The organism is Streptococcus mitis (assembly GCF_001579045.1).
Classification (GTDB): Bacteria; Bacillota; Bacilli; order Lactobacillales; family Streptococcaceae; genus Streptococcus; species Streptococcus mitis_D.
Window position 1 is genome coordinate 1 of sequence record NZ_KQ970265.1, and the last position, 22,560, is coordinate 22,560.

At 38.4% G+C, this 22,560-nt stretch carries 19 protein-coding genes; 4 read left to right on the top strand and 15 right to left on the bottom strand.

Going from position 1 to position 22,560, the window contains the following annotated elements; genetic code table 11:
* Positions 1-186: 186 nt before the first annotated feature.
* The 8 genes from SMIDD28_RS09390 to argR all read right to left on the bottom strand — a co-directional run bounded on the left by SMIDD28_RS09390 (position 187) and on the right by argR (position 11,375).
* Positions 187-621 carry a cytidine deaminase family protein gene (locus tag SMIDD28_RS09390; protein ID WP_061425740.1) on the bottom strand — a complete coding sequence of 145 codons (435 nt, stop codon included), beginning with the start codon at positions 619-621 and terminating at the stop codon, positions 187-189.
* Between the two features lie 13 nt (positions 622-634).
* Complete coding sequence (gene gltX, locus SMIDD28_RS09395; RefSeq protein ID WP_061425741.1) at positions 635-2,095, bottom strand: glutamate--tRNA ligase; 1,461 nt, start codon at positions 2,093-2,095, stop codon at positions 635-637.
* Positions 2,096-2,225: 130 nt separating this feature from the next.
* A complete protein-coding gene (locus SMIDD28_RS09400; RefSeq protein ID WP_000018269.1) occupies positions 2,226-3,575 on the bottom strand; it encodes a glucose-6-phosphate isomerase in 1,350 nt (449 codons plus the stop codon).
* A gap of 169 nt (positions 3,576-3,744) precedes the next feature.
* Positions 3,745-4,434: a gamma-glutamyl-gamma-aminobutyrate hydrolase family protein gene (locus SMIDD28_RS09410; RefSeq protein WP_061425742.1), complete on the bottom strand. Its 690-nt coding sequence runs from the start codon at positions 4,432-4,434 to the stop codon at positions 3,745-3,747.
* 289 nt (positions 4,435-4,723) lie between these two features.
* Complete coding sequence (gene patB, locus SMIDD28_RS09415) at positions 4,724-6,490, bottom strand: multidrug efflux ABC transporter subunit PatB (RefSeq protein WP_061425743.1); 1,767 nt, start codon at positions 6,488-6,490, stop codon at positions 4,724-4,726.
* A gap of 1 nt (position 6,491) precedes the next feature.
* Positions 6,492-8,198, bottom strand: a complete 1,707-nt coding sequence (patA, locus tag SMIDD28_RS09420; protein WP_061425744.1) for a multidrug efflux ABC transporter subunit PatA — start codon at positions 8,196-8,198, stop codon at positions 6,492-6,494.
* 145 nt (positions 8,199-8,343) lie between these two features.
* The gene (mutS, locus tag SMIDD28_RS09425) at positions 8,344-10,878 is read right to left on the bottom strand and encodes a DNA mismatch repair protein MutS (protein ID WP_061425745.1); all 2,535 of its coding nucleotides are present in this window, start codon (positions 10,876-10,878) and stop codon (positions 8,344-8,346) included.
* Positions 10,879-10,928: 50 nt separating this feature from the next.
* Positions 10,929-11,375 (bottom strand): arginine repressor, encoded by a 447-nt coding sequence (argR, locus tag SMIDD28_RS09430; protein WP_061425746.1) that lies wholly within the window; start codon positions 11,373-11,375, stop codon positions 10,929-10,931.
* A gap of 135 nt (positions 11,376-11,510) precedes the next feature.
* On the opposite strand from argR, the gene argS reads away from it, so the two are divergent.
* A complete protein-coding gene (argS, locus tag SMIDD28_RS09435) occupies positions 11,511-13,202 on the top strand; it encodes an arginine--tRNA ligase (RefSeq protein ID WP_061425747.1) in 1,692 nt (563 codons plus the stop codon).
* 263 nt (positions 13,203-13,465) lie between these two features.
* Complete coding sequence (locus tag SMIDD28_RS09440) at positions 13,466-13,711, top strand: hypothetical protein (protein ID WP_020903404.1); 246 nt, start codon at positions 13,466-13,468, stop codon at positions 13,709-13,711.
* 142 nt (positions 13,712-13,853) lie between these two features.
* On the opposite strand, the gene SMIDD28_RS09445 is transcribed toward SMIDD28_RS09440, so the two are convergent.
* The 7 genes from SMIDD28_RS09445 to SMIDD28_RS09475 form a co-directional block, all read right to left on the bottom strand.
* Positions 13,854-14,162: a hypothetical protein gene (locus SMIDD28_RS09445; protein ID WP_061425748.1), complete on the bottom strand. Its 309-nt coding sequence runs from the start codon at positions 14,160-14,162 to the stop codon at positions 13,854-13,856.
* 3 nt (positions 14,163-14,165) lie between these two features.
* A complete protein-coding gene (locus SMIDD28_RS09450; RefSeq protein ID WP_061425749.1) occupies positions 14,166-15,749 on the bottom strand; it encodes an ATP-binding cassette domain-containing protein in 1,584 nt (527 codons plus the stop codon).
* Positions 15,750-16,245: 496 nt separating this feature from the next.
* On the bottom strand, positions 16,246-16,662 hold the full coding sequence (locus SMIDD28_RS12330) for a hypothetical protein (RefSeq protein ID WP_061425750.1): 417 nt from the start codon (positions 16,660-16,662) through the stop codon (positions 16,246-16,248).
* A 10-nt stretch (positions 16,663-16,672) separates the two neighbouring features.
* Complete coding sequence (locus SMIDD28_RS09460) at positions 16,673-17,287, bottom strand: CPBP family intramembrane glutamic endopeptidase (RefSeq protein ID WP_231075183.1); 615 nt, start codon at positions 17,285-17,287, stop codon at positions 16,673-16,675.
* 2 nt (positions 17,288-17,289) lie between these two features.
* Positions 17,290-18,444: an ABC transporter permease gene (locus tag SMIDD28_RS09465; RefSeq protein WP_061425752.1), complete on the bottom strand. Its 1,155-nt coding sequence runs from the start codon at positions 18,442-18,444 to the stop codon at positions 17,290-17,292.
* A complete protein-coding gene (locus SMIDD28_RS09470; protein ID WP_000891279.1) occupies positions 18,434-19,114 on the bottom strand; it encodes an ABC transporter ATP-binding protein in 681 nt (226 codons plus the stop codon). The genes SMIDD28_RS09465 and SMIDD28_RS09470 overlap by 11 nt, the downstream gene beginning before the upstream one ends.
* A 349-nt stretch (positions 19,115-19,463) precedes the next feature.
* Positions 19,464-20,384 (bottom strand): helix-turn-helix domain-containing protein, encoded by a 921-nt coding sequence (locus SMIDD28_RS09475; RefSeq protein WP_061425753.1) that lies wholly within the window; start codon positions 20,382-20,384, stop codon positions 19,464-19,466.
* A gap of 207 nt (positions 20,385-20,591) precedes the next feature.
* On the opposite strand from SMIDD28_RS09475, the gene SMIDD28_RS09480 reads away from it, so the two are divergent.
* On the top strand, positions 20,592-21,608 hold the full coding sequence (locus SMIDD28_RS09480) for an NAD(P)H-dependent glycerol-3-phosphate dehydrogenase (protein ID WP_061425754.1): 1,017 nt from the start codon (positions 20,592-20,594) through the stop codon (positions 21,606-21,608).
* 21 nt (positions 21,609-21,629) lie between these two features.
* Positions 21,630-22,529 (top strand): UTP--glucose-1-phosphate uridylyltransferase GalU, encoded by a 900-nt coding sequence (galU, locus tag SMIDD28_RS09485; protein ID WP_061425755.1) that lies wholly within the window; start codon positions 21,630-21,632, stop codon positions 22,527-22,529.
* Positions 22,530-22,560 lie beyond the last annotated feature (31 nt).

Consider the following 22,560-nt stretch of genomic DNA (forward strand, 5'->3'; position numbering starts at 1 on the left):
GTACGGGATTCGAACCCGTGTTACCGCCGTGAAAAGGCGGTGTCTTAACCCCTTGACCAACGGACCAGAGTTGTTATTTTCAACTCTTACTATTATACAGGCTTTTTAAACTTTGTCAACTACTTTTTTAAACTTTTTTTATTTTTTCAACTTATAGTAAAAAGAGCCAGAATTGTACTGACTCTTCTATTGTTCATTAAACTTAGAAGCACGTTCTTCTCCCCACCAATAGGGCATTAGTTCTGCGACTTTCACTGTCTTTCTTGTATCATAGTCCATCATGACTTCTGTATCTTTATTTTCAGCATTAAGCTCTAAAAGGAATTCTCTACAAGCACCGCAAGGCATAGCTGAACTTCCACCATAAGGTGGTTTATCTCGAAAGGCTAATACTTTCTTAGCCTTAGTTTGTCCTGAAAATTGGTACATATTGAAGAGTGCCGCCCGTTCTGCGCAGAGATGGAAAACACCACAGGTTCCCTCCATACAGAATCCTGTAAATATTTGTCCATCTTCTGCTTCTACTGCGGCTACAACATGATTGGCATAAACAAAGTCTGATACTTCATGTGGATTGTATAGTTTCTGTGCTTCTTCGTACATCTTTTCCCAGATGTCCATTATTGTACCCTTCTTACTTAGAAATTTCCTTTAACATATTTTCGATATGCTGGATTGATTTTTCACGGCCTAACAAGAAGATCGTATCTGGCAACTCTGGACCATGCATTTCACCTGAAACTGCGATACGAATAGGCATGAAAAGATTTTTCCCTTTAATACCTGTTTCTTTTTGGACTGCTTTAATTTGTGGGAAGAGATTCTCTGTCACGAATTCATCGTCTGTCATCACTTCAAGTTTTGCTTTGAAGACTTCAAGAACTGTTGGAACTGTTTCCCCCGCCATGACTTCGCGCTCTGCTTCTGTCAATTCTGGGAAATCTGAGAAGAAGAGATCTGTCAATGGAATAATTTCATCTACTGATTTCATTTGTGGTTTATAGAGTTCTACCAATTTTTCAGCCTTATCAGTCAATCGGCCTGCTTCCTCTAAGAATGGTTTTGCCATTTCAAAGATAGTTTTTAGGTCTGCATTCTTGATATAATCATTGCTCATCCAATCGAGTTTCTTCTGGTCGAAGGCTGCTGGTGACTTGCTGAGGCGGCTTTCATCGAAAAGTTTAATCAATTCTTCACGAGAGAAAATCTCATCTTCGCCACCTGGGTTCCAACCAAGAAGAGCAATAAAGTTAAAGACTGCTTCTGGCAAATAACCTTTTTTACGGTAGTCTTCGATAAACTGAAGGGTGTTGGTATCGCGTTTAGACAATTTTTTCCCGGTTTCAGAATTGATAATCAAGGTCATGTGACCAAACTCTGGAGCTTCCCAACCAAGTGCTTCATAGACCATAAGCTGTTTTGGTGTATTAGCAATGTGGTCGTCTCCACGGATTACGTGAGAGATTTGCATATCATGGTCATCGATGACAACAGCAAAGTTGTAAGTTGGGTAACCATCTTTCTTTTGGATAACCCAGTCACCACCGATATTGCCACCTTCAAATTCGATATCGCCTTTGACCATATCATGCCATTTGTAGATACCTGACTCATTGACAGCCAAACGAACAGTTGGGATGATCCCTGCTGCTTCACGTTCTGCGATGTAAGCTGCTTTTTTTTCTTCACTCATACCAAGGTATTCATTGGTGTAGCGTGGTGTTTCGCCAGCTGCTTCTTGGCGTTCGCGTTCAGCTGCCAACTCTTCTTCTGTAACGTAAGATTTATAGGCTTTTCCTTCAGCTAGCAATTGGTCGATATATTTTTGATACAAGTCCAAACGTTCAGACTGGCGGTAATTTTCATGTGTTTCTGGGCTTTCATCCCAATCCATACCTAACCAACGAAGATTTTCAAGCTGTGAACGTTCACCATCCTCGACATGACGTTTACGGTCAGTATCTTCTATACGAATAATAAAAGTTCCACCATGATGACGGGCATATAAGTAGTTGAACAATGCTGTACGGGCATTCCCGATGTGTAGTAGTCCTGTTGGACTTGGTGCGTAACGTACGCGGATATCTTTTGACATAGTTTCTCCTATAAAGTCTCTAGGCGTCTGCCTTTTTGCTCTCTATATTATATCACAAGTCTTGGCTGAGTCCAATTGCTATGGATAAAGAGAGTAAAAAGAGTGGACAAACCACTCTTTTCTTCTATTATTATAGACGTGCGTTAAGTTCTTTGCTCAATTCTTCAAATCCTGGTTTTCCAAGAAGGGCAAACATGTTACGTTTGTAAGCTTCAACACCTGGTTGGTCAAATGGGTTGATAGCATTCAAGTAACCTGAAAGGGCAATTGCCAATTCGAAGAAGTAGATAGTGTAACCAAGAGTGAAAGCATCTTGCTCTGGAAGAGTCACGTACATGTTTGGTACGTCACCATCTGTGTGGGCAAGAAGAACACCGTCAGTCGCTTTTTTGTTTACAAAGTCAACGTCTTTTCCTTGAAGGTAACCAAGTCCGTCAAGGTCTTCTTCCAAAGTAGGAATAATCACGTTTTTACGAGGTTTGTCAACACGAACAACTGTTTCAAACATGATACGAGTTCCTTCTTGGATAAATTGACCAAGTGAGTGCAAGTCAGTTGAGAAGTTGGCTGAAGTTGGGTAGATTCCTTTTTGGTCTTTTCCTTCTGATTCACCAGCCAATTGTTTCCACCATTCTGAGAAGTATTGAAGTGATGGCTCGTAGTTTACCAAGATTTCAGTTGCATAGCCTTTACGGTAAAGGATGTTACGAACTGCTGCGTATTGGTAAGCTTCATTTTCAGAGATTTTGTCTGAAGTGTAGTCTTTGCGAGCTGCGTTAGCACCTTCCATAAGAGCTTTGATATCAGCTCCTGACGCTGCGATTGGAAGCAAACCAACGGCTGTCAATACTGAGAAGCGTCCACCGATATCATCTGGAACAACAAATGTTTCCCAACCGTTAGCGTCTGCTTCAACCTTAACAGCACCTTTTTGGCGGTCAGTTGTTGCATAGATACGTTTGTTGGCTTCTTCTTGACCGTATTTCTTAACCAAGAGTTCTTTGAAAACACGGAAAGCGATAGCTGGTTCAGTTGTTGTACCTGATTTAGAAATCACGTTTACTGAGAAATCTTTATCAGCTACGTACTCTACCAAGTCAGCAAGGTAAGTAGATGAGATTGAGTTTCCTGCATAAAGAATTTGTGGAGCCTTGCGTTCTTCTTTTGTTTGTAAGTTTGCAAAGTGGTGATTCAAGAAGTCAATTGCTGCTTTAGCACCAAGGTAAGATCCACCGATACCGATCACAACCAAAACATCGCTGTCTGACTTGATTTGCTCAGCAGCTTTCAAGATACGGTCAAATTCTTCGCGGTCGTAGTTTTCAGGAAGGTCCAACCATCCTAAGAAGTCGCTACCAGCACCAGTTCCTTTACGGATCAATTCATCTGCTGCTGTTACTTGTGATTGCATGTATTCCACTTCATGTGGTGCAACAAATTTGTCTAAAACTTTTGAATAATCAAATTTAATATGTGACATGTTATTCCTCCAATATTTTTTCTTTTCTATCATAACGCTTACCTTCGTTTTTTTCAAGTTTTTTGTCGAATTTCTCCAATTTTTATCAGAATTCAAACGTTTGCGTAAAAATCCCACATTCCAAAAATTTTGAAATAATAAAAGAAAGAACGACCGGATACACCAGTCGTTACAGTTCATTCAACAAATACTCAAATAGTTCTAAATTGCCATCTTCTTCATTAACCAGAAACTCTGGATGCCACTGTAAACCGATAATACGGTGTTCATCGATAGACTCAATCGCTTCAATGATCTGGTCTCTTGGATCAATAGCAGTTACACGGAAATTAGGTGCCAAATCTTTAATACTTTGGCGATGGACGGAATTGACCTGACTTTCTTCTCCAAATAGCTTGGCCACCACACTTCCTTCTACTGTCTCAATAGAGTGAGATGTTCCAAAAGGTAGGCCTTGCCAGTGACCTTCAATTTCTTGATTGAGGGTTCCACCAAAGGCAACATTGACAAGTTGAACACCACGGCAGATTGCCATAATTGGTTTATTCTGACGAAGCGCTTCTTTCAAGAGAGCCAATTCAAACTCATCGCGCACTAGATTGTAATCATCACTCTCGATGGTCTTTTTCTCTCCATAAAACTGAGGATGGACATTTTGACCGCCTGTCAAGATAAGTTTGTCAATCATTTCTACATAATCGCGTACAACTGACTCATCACCAACAGGAATGACTAAAGGGAGACCACCGACTTGACGAATGCTCTCTGCAAATCTACAAGATACAGATGAATGAATGTTTTTGCCTTCTGCGTCTACGGGACATAGATTTGCAGCAACTCCTACAACCGTTCTAGACATAATGTCTCTCCTTTCGAATGTTAATACTCTTCGAAAATCTCTTCAAACCACGTCAGCGTCGCCTTACCGTATATATGTTACTGACTTCGTCAGTTCTATCTACAACCTCAAAGCAATGCTTTGAGCAACCTACGGCTAGCTTCCTAGTTTGCTCTTTGATTTTCATTGAGTATAACGATAGTCCTATCATACCACTCAAAATGCCTTTCGTCTAATATGTTTTTTTTAAGGCTGTGATAAAAATTTTTTATGGACAAAAAAAGCTGCCCACATAGGACAACTTTCTTTCTTATTCGAAAACAAATTGATTGTGATAGAGTTCTGAATAGAATCCACCTAGTTTCAGGAGTTCATGGTGGTTACCACGTTCAATGACCTCTCCATCTTTGAGGACAATAATCTGGTCTGCATTGAGGATGGTCTTCAAACGATGGGCAATGACAAAACTGGTTCTACCCGCTACAACCGCCTCCATGGCATGCTGAATCTTGCTTTCTGTCACCGTATCTACGTTTGAAGTTGCTTCATCGAGAATGAGGACTTCTGGATCTGTCATCAGGGTTCGAGCGATAGAAATCAATTGTTTTTGCCCTGTAGAGAAGATGCTTTGATCATCATCTATAAGAGTATCGTACTTATCAGGTAAACTTTCGATATAGTCGTGAATATGGGTTGCTTTGGCTGCTGCCTCAACCATTTCCTGACTAGCGTCTGGCACACCGAAACGGATATTGTCTCGAATGGTTCCGCTAAATAAGACCGAATCTTGCAAGACAATCCCCACCTTGCTTCTGAGACTATCTAAATCATAGTCACGAATGTCTTTACCGTCAAAATAAATACCACCAGCATCAACATCATAAAAGCGATTGATGAGGTTCATAATAGTGGTTTTTCCTGAACCTGTCGGACCAACAACTGCTGTCATCTGGCCTTTAGGGGCAGAAATGCTAACATCTTTCAAAATAGGTTTATCAGGCAAGTATGAAAAATCAATATGACTAATTTCAACACCTTCTTGCAACTTAGTGAAGATTGGAGCCTTTTCAGGTCGGATTTCTTCCTCTGCGTCAAACATTTCCTGAATTCGTTCAGCACCTGTAAAGGCCAACTGAAGGCTTCCCCAACTCGCTGCAACTTGGATAATAGGCTGGTAGTACTGCTGAGAAAATTGGGCAAACATGACAATCAAACCTAGGGCTGTACTTGTTTCAATAGACTTATCATTCAAAAGTACAGCTGAACCAGCAAAGATAACGATGGCTGTGTTGACCAGACTCATGCCATTCATGACAGGGAAAAGAATTCCTGAGAACATTCTTCCTTTAAAGGTTGCCTTGCGTACGCGCTCATTTTGTTCAAGAAATCCTGCCATCATATCCTCTTGAATTCCTTGCACAATGACAGCTTTTTGGCCTGAGATACTCTCATCCATATAGGCGTTGAGCTTCCCTACCTCTTTTTGCTGGAGGTTGGTATATTTCCGTGCCATTTTCACGATAAAAATCAGCATGAGGAAGGCAACTGGTGTGCTGGCAATGGTGATGAGGGCCAGCGTCACATTTCTCGAAAACATGACAAGAATCAGACCGATATATAAAACAATATTGCTCATGACCTGAATCAAGCTTTCGTTAAAGGCTTGGAGGATATTATCCAAATCACTGGTGAAACGAGACAGGATATCTCCATCTTGTCGGCGGTCAAAGAAAGAAACCGTCAAGCGGGCAAGCTTACCAAAGAGGCCTTTGCGCATCTCGTTGGTCGACTCTGCAATCACGCGCGTCATGAGACACATGTATATGACACTGGAGATAAATAGAACCAAAACCAGCAGGCCAAGATTGACCATGATTCCTGATAGGCTTTGCCAAACAAGTTCTGGATTGCCATTTTGATAAGCTTGAACTAAATTGGCTAGCTGCGTCACTGCTTGTCCAGAAAAGACCGGAAAGAGGGCTTGGGCAAGAGTTGCCAGAACAATCATCAGGATAACAACTACAAATGATAGCTTATAGACTTTAAAATAATTCCAAAAAAATTGAACTGTCTTCATTTTACTCCTCCTTTCCTTTCTGTGTTTCGTAGATTTCACGGTAAACAGCATTGTTGGCAACCAAGTCTGCATGCGTACCTTGACCAATCAATCGTCCTTGATCCAGTACCAAAATCTTGTCTGCATGGACAACCGAGCTAATTTTTTGCGCGATGATAATGGTTGTTGTTCCCTTCAAGTCCTTATTCAAGGCTTCTTGCACTAGGCGCTCTGACTTGGCATCCAAGGCCGAGGTCGAATCGTCAAAAATCAGAATACGTGGATTGCTGACAATCCCACGCGCAATCGACATCCTTTGCTTTTGTCCACCTGAGAAGTTGGTTCCCCGTTCCTCAACTGGACTTTCAAAGGTTTTCTCCATACGATGAATGAATTCACTAGCTTGGGCAATGTTGGCTGCGCGCTCCATTTCAAATAGAGTAGCATCTCCCTTACCCTGTCTCAAGTTATCAGCAATCGTCCCACTAAAGAGAATGGCACGTTGGAGAACGATAGAGACAGCTTTACGCAGGGTCCCTTCACTCACTTCTCGAATATCCTTGCCTCCGATTTTGATAGCCCCTTCTTGCGGATCAAAGAGACGTGGAATCAATTGAGCCAAGGTTGACTTCCCTGCACCAGTCGCTCCGACGACACCAACCATTTGACCAGGTTCAATAGTAAAGCTCACATCTTTCAGCATTGGTTCCTTGTCCATTGGATAGGTAAAGGTCACATTTTCAAAGCTAAGACTGCCGACCAACTCTTCATCTGGGACATCCTTGAAGGTCATGGCTGGCTCTGCGTCAAGAATTTCTCGAATACGACGCATGGAAATCATGGCACGACTGACAGAATTTCCCAAAAATCCAACCATAACGATGGTAAAGATAATCTGGCCCAGGTAATTGACAAAGGAAGCAATGGAACCAACAACAGACGAATCCGACTGAACCATCCCCGCAACCAACCAAATAGAGAGGAAAACTGCCCCATAACCGACCAACATCATGAAAGGTTCCACTACTGAAAAGGCATAACCGATGTAAAGATTTTGACCGAGAAGCTCGTCTGAAACCTCCGTAAACTTAGCAAACTGCTCTTTTTCTTGGACAAAGGACTTGACCACACGAACACCGCGTAGATTTTCCTTGGCAATAGCATTGATGCGCTCAAGAAGTGTTTGAAACTTGGCAAAACGAGGTCCCATCATTCCCATCATGACAGCAGTCAAACCAAAAATCAAGACTACCATGAGAACAATCACCCACCACAGAGAAGGTAGGGTTTGAACCGCCAAGATAAACGAACCGATGAACAAGAGGGGAAGTCTGAAAAGAATTTGGAAGGTCATCATGACAACGTTCTGAATCTGGTTGATATCATTTGTCATGCGAACGACTAGATTTCCCGCATTAAATTGTTCAATATTAGCATAAGAAAAGGTTTGGATTTTACGGAAAGCATCCTCCCGAAGGTCAGATGAAACTCCTTGGGCAATATAGGCTGCGAGGACAACATTGAGCCCACCAGCAACCAGACCGACCAAGGCCACACCAATCAACCAAGCCCCGATACTATAAATAGCTTCATATTTTCCAGCAAGGAGGGCGTCTAACACTTCCTGCAGATAACGCGGTTGCAAAAGTGAACTAGCAACCATCAAGCCTGTCATCAGGAGCGAGGCCAAGGCCTGCCACTTGTAGGTTTTTATTTTCTGAATTAGCATACTTTCTCCTTAAAAAATAGACAAAAGGGAGCGACAATGTGTCAGCTCCTTTTCATTCTGTTTGTTTGATGTTATTCTAGCAAAAAAGTGGGAACTTGTCAAAGAAGTCTCCTTGATACAGCTAGAATGACAAGTAATTCATTCTTTATAATTTTTGTTTTAACTCGACCAAGACATTCATAGCCTGCATAGGTGTCATATTGTAAACATCCAGTTTAGACAATTCTGATAGGATAGGATGCTCTTCTACCGTATCAAAGAGTGAAATCTGTTCAGTGACGGCACTTGTTTGTCTCATGGGAGCAGGATTTTCTGTCCCTTGATTCTCTAACTGAGTCAAAATCTTATCCGCCCTTGCTAAAAGGTCTGCTGGCAAGCCAGCAATCTTGGCAACATGGATACCGTAGGATTTATCAGCTGGCCCTGGTTCAATCTTATGAAGGAAGGTCACCTGCCCATCCTGCTCTAAGGTTGCCACGTGGACATTGACCAAGTGTTCCAAGCTGGACTCCAGACTGGTCAACTCATGGTAGTGGGTCGCAAAGAGGGTCTTGGCTCCGATATGCTCGTGAATGTATTCGATGATGGACTGAGCAAGAGCCATCCCATCATAAGTTGCAGTTCCCCGTCCCAATTCATCAAAGAGAATGAGAGAGTTCTTGGTCGCATGCGAAATGGCATTATTGGCCTCCATCATCTCCACCATAAAGGTTGACTGACCTGAAACCAGGTCATCTGCTGCTCCGATACGGGTAAAGATAGCATCAAAAATCGGTAAATAAGCATTCTCTGCTGGTACGTAAGAACCCATCTGAGCCATAACTGCCGTCATGGCTAACTGGCGCATATAGGTTGACTTCCCACTCATGTTTGGCCCTGTGATCAGTTGAATACTAGTGTCTTCTGCCATCTGAATCGTATTTGGAATATAGGTCTGAGCCCCCATAACCTTTTCAACGACAGCATGGCGCCCTTTCTGGATATCAATTCGCGAATCATCTCCGAATTCAGGTCGAATCAAATGCTGGGTTTCAGCTACAACCGCCAGACTTTGCAAGACATCAACGGTCGCAATTCCTTGAGCTAGAGCCTGCAAACGCTGGATATACTTGCTGACCTCTTCACGAATACGCATAAAAATTTCGTATTCGAGATTGGCTGACTTCTCACGCGCCTCCAGCATGTCGCCTTCGATACGAGCTAATTCCTCGGTTCCAAAACGTTCTGAGTTTTTCAGCGTCGCCTTGCGGAAAAAATGGGCTGGCACATTTCCCAGTTGAGAATTGATCACATGGAAATAGTAGCCATCCTTTTTATTATAGTCAATCTTGAGCGTACTGATTCCAGAGTTTTCTCGCTCCTTGGCCTCAATCTCAGCAATCCAACCAGTCCCTTCTCTGAGCACACGACGGTACTTGTCTAAAGTCTCATCAAATCCAGTTCGGATAATTCCCCCATCTGTAATCACATGAGGAGCTTCAGAAGAAATCGCTGCGCTAATCAAACTCTCCAACTCAGGGATTCCATCCAGTTGTTCGATGAGATAGGTTAGTGCAGGTTGCTCCATCCCTTCTAAAATCGCACGAATCCGTGGCACACTGGACAAGGTGGTCGCCAACTGCAAGAGATCCTTGGGATTGGTTTTGCCAAAAGAAACCCGACTAGCCAAGCGTTCGATATCATAAACGCCCTTGAGACTGTCTGTCAAATCACTGCGCTCAAAGAAGTGATCAAGAAAGACCTGCACCACCTCCTGACGTTGGATGATTCGTTCCTTATCAATCAAAGGGCGATGAATCCAAGAACGCAAGAGACGCATTCCCATAGCCGTTTTGGTTTCATCCAAAAGCCAGAAAAGACTGCCTTGCTTCTTGCCTGACCGAGCATTCTCAACCAAATCCAGACTGGCCTTGGTCGCATAATCCATCTGCAAGAAATCCTTGATTTCATAGCGAATAACAGGTTTGAGGTGGTTCAATTCTCTCATCTGAGTCCGATGAACATACTGGAGCAGCTTACTAGATGCCGCTTGCTCCACAGCTGCCAGTCGTGTATCCAGTAAATGGACATCCTCAAAGCCTTCCTTCTCACAGGAAAGCACAAGATTCATCTGACAGCTGAGAATTTGTTCTTCTTCCTCAGACAAGTTATAACCCAGCACAACTTCACGCGCCTTGAGATTGCGGATTTCCCCACAAACCAGTGTGAAATCCAAAAGACCTGTCACATAAAAGTCACCCGTCACCAGGTCCATATAAGCTAGGCCAAATTGATTGCCTTCGCGGTCTATGGCAACCAAAAAATTATTCTGACTGTCCGGCTTACTGCTATCGACCACTGTCCCTGGCGTAATGACCTGAACAACCTCTCGTTTCACAACCCCAACTGCTTGTTTAGGATCTTCCATCTGCTCTGCGATAGCCACCTTATAGCCCTGCTCAATCAAGACATCAATGTACTGTTGGGCAGAATGATAGGGGACACCCGCCATAGGAATCGGATTGTCGGCATTCTTGTTGCGACTCGTTAAGGAAATTTCCAGAATCTGCGCAGCATTGACCGCATCCTCATAAAATAATTCATAAAAATCACCCATACGAAAGAGCAAAAAAGCATCTGGATATTGCTTTTTAATATCCACATACTGTTGCATGCCGGGTGATAGCTTTTCTGTCGCCATTGTCCGTCTCTCCTTGTCAAAAATAAGTCTTGAGAGCAACTCCCAAGACCTTACTTATCTTTCATCAAATCTAGCAAACGATCTTCCATGAGTTTGGCAACGTGCTGGTCTCGACAAATGACCAATAAGGTATTGGCACCAGCAACTGTTCCTAAAATCCATTCATCCTTGTTTGCATCTACAATATTTGCCAAAACAGAGGCTTCGCCCAATTTGGTATGAAGCACCAAGGTAAACTCTGCTCTTGCAACACCTTCTAAAGGATGAGACAAAAATTCCACCAAATCAATCTTTTCTGTCTCATTTGCTAGTACATAATACACCATATCATTTTTCTTGACCTTGGTCAAGCCGATTTCGCGCAAATCACGAGACAAGGTGGTCTGAGTCACAAAGACATTGTGTGCCTCCAACCGATCTTGAATTTCTTTTTGTGTACTTAATTTCTCCTCAGTAATCATTTTTTTTATTAACTGATGACGATCTCTTTTTCTCATAAAATCCTCTTATGTGAATATTTATAACTATTTTTATAACTATATTATACCAAAAAAATAGGAGATTTCAAAAATTTTTTCTTCTTTCTTTAAAATTGTGATAAAATAGTAGAAAAGTCCAAAAAGGAGCTCTTAATGAATACAAAAGAATTGATTGCTAGCGAATTGGCTAGCGTCATTGATAGCCTGGACCAAGAGGCTATTTTAAATTTACTGGAAACCCCTAAAAACTCAGAAATGGGAGACATTGCTTTCCCTGCTTTTTCTCTTGCAAAAGTCGAACGTAAAGCACCTCAAATGATTGCGGCTGAACTGGCTGAAAAGATTAACAGCCAATCCTTTGAAAAGGTTGTCGCAACAGGACCTTACGTCAACTTTTTCCTTGATAAATCTGCTATTTCTGCTCAAGTATTACAAGCTGTTATCACTGAAAAAGAACACTATGCTGACCAACATATTGGTAAACAAGAAAATGTTGTTATTGACATGTCTAGCCCCAATATCGCTAAACCATTTTCTATCGGTCACCTGCGCTCAACTGTCATCGGAGATAGCTTATCACATATTTTCCAAAAAATCGGTTATCAAACAGTCAAGGTCAACCATTTGGGAGACTGGGGTAAACAGTTTGGGATGTTGATTGTCGCCTACAAAAAATGGGGCGACGAAGAAGCTGTGAAAGCTCATCCAATCGATGAACTTCTTAAACTCTACGTCCGCATCAATGCTGAGGCTGAAAATGACCCAAGTTTGGATGAAGAAGCACGCGAATGGTTCCGTAAACTTGAAAATGGAGACGAGGAAGCTCTCGCTCTTTGGCAATGGTTCCGTGATGAAAGTTTAGTGGAATTTAACCGTCTTTACAATGAATTGCAAGTCGAATTTGACAGCTACAATGGAGAAGCCTTCTACAACGATAAGATGGATGCAGTTGTAGACATTCTTTCTGAAAAAGGCCTTCTGGTTGAATCAGAAGGGGCCCAAGTTGTGAATCTTGAGAAATATGGAATTGAACATCCAGCCCTTATCAAGAAATCTGATGGTGCAACTCTCTATATCACTCGTGACTTGGCTGCAGCTCTTTACCGTAAAAACGAATACCAATTTGCTAAATCTATCTACGTCGTTGGTCAAGAGCAATCAGCCCACTTTAAACAGCTCAAAGCTGTCTTGAAAGAAATGGGCTACGACTGGAGTGACGACATTACTCACGTTCCTTTTGGTTTGGTTACAAAAGAAGGGAAAAAACTCTCTACCCGTAAAGGGAATGTCATCTTGCTAGAGCCTACAGTTGCAGAGGCAGTTAGCCGTGCTAAAGCGCAAATCGAAGCTAAAAATCCAGAACTTGAAAATAAAGACCAGGTAGCGCATGCTGTTGGGGTCGGAGCCATTAAATTCTATGACCTCAAAACCGACCGTACAAATGGATACGACTTCGACTTAGAGGCTATGGTATCCTTCGAGGGTGAAACTGGACCTTATGTTCAATACGCCTACGCTCGTATCCAATCTATCTTACGTAAAGCAGACTTCAAACCAGAAACAGCTGGCAACTATAGCTTGAATGATGTTGAAAGCTGGGAAATCATCAAACTCATCCAAGACTTCCCACGTATTATCAACCGTGCGGCGGATAACTTTGAACCTTCTATCATTGCTAAATTTGCAATTAGTCTGGCTCAAGCCTTTAACAAATACTATGCACACACGCGTATCTTGGATGAAAGCCCAGAACGCGACAGCCGTCTAGCCCTCAGCTACGCAACCGCAGTCGTTCTCAAAGAGGCCCTTCGCTTGCTTGGAGTAGAAGCGCCTGAGAAGATGTGATTCAGTACTAACAATTGGAACTAAAGTTCCTAATTGTTAGACGCTAGCCGCTTATAGGCGGACTAGCTAACTGCTTCACTAGTAAAGAAACATAAATATTATCGATTTATGTTTCTTTACGTCGTAACCAATACGAATTGCCTAAACGCTTCACTGACAGTCTATCAAAAATCTTATCAAGTTTTGCTGGCTTGTTCTGCTATTTTAGGTCCACTAATTCGATTTACTCACTACTACTTCTTTATCATACAGGGAGATTTCCTATGAGCCAATATGCTTATATCCTCGTTGTAATTAGCTTGGTTTTCCTTTTTCTGCTCAATAAGTACGAGAAGGAGAGACTGCAAAGGCTCTACCAAGAACAACTTTTGAAGGATGAAACATTTAGATCTGACATCAAAGAAAAAATTCACACGACTGAAAACATCAATGATGTCATTGCTTACATCAATAAAACTTATCATCTAGGAATGTTGCTATCAAAAGACATTACAGATCAATTGAAATAAAACGAGCTATTCTTTAAGAAATATCAAAACCGAGACTAAGAGTTTATCCCTTCATCTCGGTTTTTAGTATGTTCAATTGAAACAAGTGTTGAAAACTTGTTGTAGCAATTCTAATATAAGGATGGATAGACTTTCAAAAATATCATTTACAAATATTTTTAAAGAAATCAAACTTCCTATACTTACTATTCTTATAGACTGTTAAATCAACATCCTCTACAACTTCTTTCACATCTATATTGACATCATAGGGCAAAGAAAGAAAATCTAAATTATAAAATTCTGTACTCATCTCTTTTAAAATAAGAAGGTCTAACAAGTATCCCTCCACTCTGATTTCAACTTGAATTGTCTTAGACATGAAATTTTTTAGAATCATAAAGTCCTTTACTTGCTTTCTATTAGAACCGACATACTCAAATCTTTTTCGTTCAAAAATAATTTTCTCCAAATGTTACACCATTTCAATAACATAGTCTTTTTTATTATAATAATCATTAGTATGACTAACAATTATTAAAATAGAATTGTTGAATCTATCTCTAAACATTTTGTCAATCTTCATAGAGTTTACTTTATCTAAATGTGCAAAAGGTTCATCCAGTACAACTATTTCAGAATCTTGTTTTAAGTATTCTCTAGCTAGTCCTAGTCTAGATATTTGTCCCTTGGAAAGAGTGTTTTCTGTAACTATTAAATTAAGTATATCTTCATCTTTTAGCTCCTCGCATAATCCAAATTTATTCAATACATCTAATATTTCTGTATCAGCTATATGACGAGAATAAGATAAGTTTTCCCTTATTGATCTATTTACTAATAGCTGTTGTTGACTTTGATAATAAGCAATCCGATTATATAGTATAGCCTCACTCTTTAAAGTTACTTTAATTGATCCTTCACTAAAATGTACTAATCCTAAAATTGAATTTAATAACGTTGTTTTACCAACACCAGAAGATCCTTTTAGCTGATAGACTTTTCCTTCATCTAAACACAACGATTTTATAAATGTTTTATTAAAAGGATTAGAGTAATTTAAAATTTCTATTTTTGTTCTCTCGCCTAGTTGAGGATATATCGCTTGTTCTGAATTTGAAGGCAAATGATAAAATCTATTCATGTATTCTAGCATGATTTCCTTGCTTTTATTTATACCAGTTAATTCATCAGAAATAGCTAGTAATGGTGCTACTAATTGAAAACAATACATAATATATAAAGTAATAGAAGATAGTTGTGCGACACCTGATTTTATGTCATTGACAATTATACATAGTACTAATAATACTAATAGAATAAACAATAATTGATGACCCATCTGATTCAATATTCCAAATCTCAAAGTCGTCATTGATAATCGATAAATTTCTTGAACAGAATTTTTTATAAATTCAAACTCTCTCTCGATTGTATTGTTGACTTTTATTAATCCCAACCTCCCAAGTATATCCGAAAGTTGTTGATTAGTTTGTGATAGAAATTCTTGAAATCGTATTTGAATTTGAGATAATATTTTTCCAGACACAATTGAATAACAAACAACTATAAAAATCCCTGAGATAATAAGTATAGTTATTTTGAAATTTAAATAAAATAATATAATTATAGTTAAACTGACTTGAAGAGTATTAGTTATTAAAGTAGGAAGCTGTCTTGAAATCAAGTCAGAAAAGAATCCTGGATTATAAATTACCCTACTTGCCCAAGTCGTGCTCTCTAGATTAAAAACTTCGGACTGTAAAAGTGATAGGGCACTCTCCTTTCGTAGTTGTAAAATTATATATTCTCCAATTTTACCCAGAACATACAGAGACACATACATGATTATACTCTGTAAGAAAAATAGTAAAACAAGAATTATCATATCATTAAAATTAAAATTCTCAAATTTTTGAAATAATAAATTTAATTGAGTCGGTAAAAATAGACCTATTCCAGCGGAAACAGTCGCTAAGAAAACACTCAGTCCCCATAATAGTCGCTCTTTCAAACCAACATAAAAGTATATTTTTTTCAGTAAATCTATGGTAGTCATATTATCCCTCTAATACACATTTTCATCAAATTTTAAATTAAAAAATAGGCATATCTTTTTTTTTACAAACAAGACGTACCTATTTTTAAATGTTTAAATATTCTTACATATTAGGATTTTACTTTACCATTTCTATAGTAAGTCGTGTGCGTGTAGGCACCCCAAAACCATTGAGTTGTCAATTTTTTAAATAACTTAAACATCAGCTCTCACCTCCTTTCAATAATGTAAAATCAAAATACTATGATTTCTTTTTACCATTTCTATAATAAGTCGTATGTGTATAAGCACCCCAAAACCATTGAGTTGTCAATTTTTTAAATAACTTAAACATCGGCTCTCACCCCCCTTCAATAATATAAAATCAAAATACTATGATTTCTTTTTACCGTTTCTATAGTAAGTCGTGTGTGTGTAAGCACCCCAAAACCATTGAGTAGTTAACTTTTTAAATAACTTAAACACCATCTCTCACCTCCTTTCAATGATTAATTCATTAAAATTTCCCTTGTTTAATTCTTCCAAAAATTTTTGAAATAGTGTAAATAAAAGCTCCTAGTAAAAATTCCTGCAAGAAAAATCCAAGATAAGTTCCTAACTGTAAATTTCTATTAAATGTAAATACGGAAGTTTCAGATTGAATCGTATTTTGTTCTATAAGCGTCATAGGAGTAACTCTGAAAATTCCAAACATCATTAAGGTATAGATTATTCCAAAAATAATTAATAACACCCAGCTGTGCTTACTTCTAGAAGAAATACTTCCCGATAACAAAGCTAACAATATTGACGGTATAATTTGTACAAATAGCATAAATTGAAAAATGTTAAGATTCTCTAATACTATAAAACATGTTGAAAATTCTACAATTAATAAACAAGAAAATATTTTATCTATTTTTGTCAGTCTCATTTTATCTCCCTTATATAAAATCTAACATAATATTCCATAACGCATGGATAGTTGTCGGCAAAAAGATACTGTCTGTTTTACTTCTAATCCCATACAATACGATTGAAATAGGAACTCTATAAATTAAATTTTCTAAAATAATTCCATCCATATGCCCTAAATAACTAAATATCAAGCTCTGAATTAAACATATTATAAAAAAATTACTGCATAATTTCTTTAGTATTTCAGGGACTAACAAGCGATATACAAACTCTTCCTCCCAAGCGATTATAAAATTTACTAGAATAAAAAACAATATGTAAATGATTGAATTATAGTCTGTTGTATATAGAAATACAAATATTGTTATTAAAGTAATCTGAAGAATATAAAGGCCAACTTGTTTGTAGGATATAAATTGTTTAACCCTTATATTTATTAACTTTCCTTTCTCCAATATCCACCATAATAATAGTGATGTTCCCGCAAATAAGATTCTTTCTCCTAGCATCATTTTTAACATGCCTGCTCTGTCTAGTAAAAGAGCTATAATAGCATCTCCCAGCATAATTGATAATAGTGGAAAAAATGCTACAGATATGAGTACAATAATAATTTCAAATTTTCTTAGATTACTATCCATCATTACCTTAGACCTTCAATAACATTTTTATTTGCTGCAACCATTGCAGGCATAATACTAAATACAATTCCAAATACACCCGTTGTGAATAGAGTAATCAAAATATGATCCAGAGTTAATGTCGTAACAAAACCACTCATGTTCATTAAAACAACAAATAATGTCGCTACTCCAATACCAGTTATAGCTCCCAGAAGCGATAAAAGAATCCCCTCCATCATATATGATTGATAAATATCAGATTTTTTAGCTCCCAAAGCTCGACGAATGGCTATCTCCTTACTACGTTCGCTAACAGAAGACAACATAGCATTCATAACCCCAAAACCAGCTACAAAAATTGAAATACTTGATAAAAGTGCAATGAAATTTAATATTGTAGTAGCTTGGGCCTTTGTTTCCTCATATACCCTTCTATTATCTATATATCCATAAGTTCCTTCCTTGCGGAATATTCCATAAGTATCTAAAGCAGATAAAGCCTTATTAATATTCTCCAACTGATTAGTTTCTACTACTAATTCATCAAAATATTCCCTTCCTCCTAAAAGTAACTCTTTGATTTCATTGGTAACCAATAAAGAAGGTAATCTTTCATTAACAGCTGATCCATAATATATTGCCTGAATTGGATATTCTTTTCCAGATATATTGATAGTCTCTCCTAAAAAAGTTTCAATATTTTCCTTTCGAGTCAATGACATGAGAGCCTTATCGCTAATAGCGACACCGCCATCTAGTTCCTCTAATGCTCTTCCTTTTAATAAAGCAGGCACAACTAAACCATTCTTATTCAAATCGCCCAATGTTCGAAAACTAAGATTCTGCTTAGAATCATTAAAATACGTTTCAGCATACAAGGCATAAGAGCTGGAAGAAAGTCTTGCAGGTTTTCCAATAGTTTGCTCAATCAATTGTTTATCTTCCTGTGTAAACCCTCTAATATCCAACATATTCTGAGGAGTATAAGTCATTGTTGCTGTGTCTTCTTCTATCTTTAAATCATTACCTAATGTAGAAGTTGTATAGGAAGAACTTGATAGTATTACTAATAAAACAAATGTTGCCACTGTGATGGCTAAGGACGTCAGAATGCTTTGTCTTTTATTCCTCTTTAACAGCTTTAGAGTATCTATTAACAGCTTTTTAAACTTCATGTAATCCTTCTCCTTCAGATGTTAGATACCCATTTTTCATTCGATACCTTGTTCTACAATGACTGGCAACAAACTCATCGTGAGTTACTACAATAATTGTCGTTCCAGAATGATTCAAATTTTGTAGAATTTGCAATATCTCATTCCTATTTTTCTCATCTAATGCACCTGTAGGTTCATCCGCTATAAGAAATCTAGGTTTATGAGCAAGAGCTCTAATTAAAGCAACTCGTTGCTTCTGTCCGCCTGATAAATGACTTGGGTACTCATTCATCTTATCTATAAGTCCTAAGTCTTGTAATAAACTATCAATGTATTCTATATCTGGCTGTTGGTCAGAATATAGGAATGATAATAAAATATTTTCTTTAACAGTATATTCATCAATAAGATGAAATTGTTGAAAAACAAATCCAATATCACGATTACGGTAACTTGCTTGTTGATTTTCATTTAACTTCTCAATACTTTTTCCGTCTAATATATATTCTCCTTCAAATTCAGAATCAATCAGTCCCAAAATATTGATAAATGTCGATTTGCCCGAACCTGATGGTCCCATTATCGATACAAATTCTCCTTCAACTACCTTAAAATTTATTTCTCTTAAGACATTATTTTTTAGCGTCCCTTGTCCGTAACTTTTACTAATATTTTTTAGTTCTAACATAGACCTTCCCATTCTATCTTTATTATTTATAAATCCAAAAAATGGCAACAACTAGCACTAACATATTTTCTCTCCTTATTTTTTCTACAGGATTATTATACTTCTATGTTACACATTCTCCAAGGTCATAAATGTCACTAATTTCAACAACTTATCTACTAATGAGTACTCAATTAGTATAAAAAGAAACTAGATACGAACTCAATCTAAGGGAAAAACATAATAACTCTTTAAATGATAAAACGCATAATATCAAGTTTTTAAACACCTGATATCATGCGTTTTTATGATTTCGAAAACTTTCTCTCGGTCTTTTTAACTAGTGACATTTTTGTCACTTTTTTATTTTCTAATGTTTATTTTTAAAAAAATCCTGGAGGTCATGTTGCCATTGTTTTTCTAGCTGTTCTATCAAATGACTATTATCAATCATTCTAGCAAATATTTTTGCTTCTTGAAAATAATTTTCAGCTACTGAATAATCTTTTTTTACAAATAATGCATAGCGCCATTCCCATAGTCGAATAATTGGTTTTTTCTGATAGTCATATGATTTTGAGGTAATTTCATTTAATTTGTAAAGAATATCTTCAAATTGACTGTAATTAGCAATTTTTTCAAATATTCCTAACAACAAAAGTAATGAATCTCTGATTAGAAATGAATATTCAATATCAAACATCTCAACTTGTTGTAAAATTTTATCAGCTATTGCTAAGAAGGTATTCACTTCAATCTCATCTATTATTGTATCTTGGTGTACTAATCTTACCAAAAATAGCTTTATGATTAAAATATCGTTAACTTCATATTTTGATTTCAACAAAATGTGATCGAAATACTCTTGTAAAATCATTCCTAAATTGCTATCATCATTCCACCAACCAAAATCATCATATGCTTGTAAAACATCTATGATAAACCTTTCTTCCTCAGGAAGTCTATCATAATATTCTTCAAAAATCTTATCAAAAACACTCTCTTTCTTTTGGGCGATAGTTTCATCTTCGTATGTAGGAGTCCTCATCAAGAAATACTTCAATTCTAGATATTCCTTATCCAACTCTATATAACTTGGCATCAACTTGTAATCTTCAACCCCCAAACGTTCAGCGATATATTTTAACTTTGTTAGTGTTGGTCTAGATTCTCCATTTTCAATTCTAATTAATTGACGAATACTTAATTCAGACTCATCACCACAAAATTCTGAACGACTGATTTTTTTAGCCAAACGTAATCTTTTAATTTTTTCGCCAAACTCTCGCAACCTACAAGAACCTCCTGAGTTGTTTACCTCTATTATAGCATATACTGAATCAAACTATCTGTCAGAACTAAAGACTAAGAGTTTAATACTGAGTCTCGGTTTTTGTGTATTTTTGAAGTCACAAAGCCACCATACCCCAGCAGTGCAAGTGCAAAATCCCCTAGAATATGATAGAATAAGAGAAAGAACTCTATTAAGGAGGAAATCATGGAAAAACAAACCATCGCCGTCTTGGGGCCTGGTTCTTGGGGAACTGCCCTTTCACAAGTCTTAAATGACAATGGACACGAGGTACGTATTTGGGGAAATCTTCCCGAGCAAATCAATGAAATTAATACACACCATACTAATAAGCACTACTTTAAAGATGTCGTCCTAGATGAAAATATCATTGCCTACACTGACTTAGCAGAAACATTGAAAGATGTGGATGCGATTTTGTTTGTTGTCCCAACAAAAGTGACACGACTTGTTGCCCAGCAAGTTGCACAAACCTTAGACCATAAGGCTATCATCATGCACGCATCAAAGGGATTAGAACCTGATAGCCATAAACGATTATCAACCATTCTTGAAGAAGAAATTCCTGAACATCTCCGCAGTGATATTGTCGTTGTTTCAGGCCCTAGTCATGCGGAAGAAACCATTGTGCGTGACCTGACTTTAATCACTGCTGCTTCTAAAGATTTACAAACAGCTCAATACGTTCAAGAGCTCTTTAGTAATCACTACTTCCGACTTTATACCAATACGGATGTTATTGGAGTTGAAACTGCTGGTGCTCTTAAAAACATTATCGCTGTCGGTGCTGGAGCTTTACATGGTTTGGGATTTGGTGACAATGCCAAGGCAGCCATCATCGCTCGAGGCTTGGCAGAAATTACCCGCCTAGGGGTGGCACTCGGGGCTAGTCCATTGACCTATAGTGGCTTGTCTGGTGTAGGAGATTTGATCGTAACGGGAACTTCCATCCACTCTCGTAACTGGAGAGCTGGAGATGCCCTTGGTCGTGGAGAATCCCTAGCTGATATCGAAGCCAATATGGGCATGGTAATTGAAGGAATCTCAACGACCCGAGCAGCCTACGAACTAGCGCAAGAACTTGGAGTCTATATGCCCATTACACAGGCCATTTACCAAGTTATCTACCACGGAACCAATATCAAAGATGCCATTTATGACATCATGAACAATGAATTTAAAGCAGAAAATGAGTGGTCTTAACCCTCTAAAGAAAGGATTCTTATGGCACTGAAAGTTAGAAAAGCAGTCATCCCTGCTGCTGGACTAGGAACTCGTTTTTTACCAGCAACCAAGGCCCTTGCCAAAGAAATGTTGCCAATTGTAGACAAACCAACTATCCAGTTTATCGTGGAAGAAGCTCTCAAATCAGGTATTGAAGATATTCTGGTTGTCACTGGTAAATCAAAACGTTCTATTGAGGACCACTTTGATTCAAACTTTGAGCTTGAATACAATCTTAAGGAAAAAGGCAAAACAGATTTGTTAAAATTGGTAGATGAAGCAACTGGTATGCGCCTCCATTTCATCCGCCAAACTCACCCTCGTGGTCTTGGAGACGCTGTCTTACAAGCCAAAGCTTTTGTGGGGAATGAGCCCTTCGTTGTTATGCTGGGCGATGACCTTATGGACATCACAGATGAGAATGCCGTTCCTTTGACAAAACAACTGATGAATGATTACGAGCGGACACACGCATCAACCATTGCTGTCATGCCCGTACCACATGAAGACGTTTCATCATATGGAGTCATTGCTCCTCAAGGCGAAGGAATCAATGGACTCTATAGCGTTGAAACTTTCGTTGAAAAACCAGCTCCCGAAGATGCACCAAGTGATTTAGCGATTATCGGTCGTTATCTTCTGACACCTGAGATTTTTGATATCCTCGAAAATCAAGCTCCTGGTGCTGGAAATGAAATCCAACTTACTGATGCAATCGATACTCTCAATAAAACACAACGTGTTTTTGCCCGTGAATTTACAGGAGCTCGTTACGACGTTGGGGATAAGTTTGGCTTTATGAAAACATCTATTGACTACGCCCTCAAACATCCACAAGTCAAAGATGACTTAAAAGATTACCTCATCCAACTTGGAAAAGAATTGGCTGAGAAGGAATAAAATAAAAAGATAAGGTTCAAAAAAGAGTCCA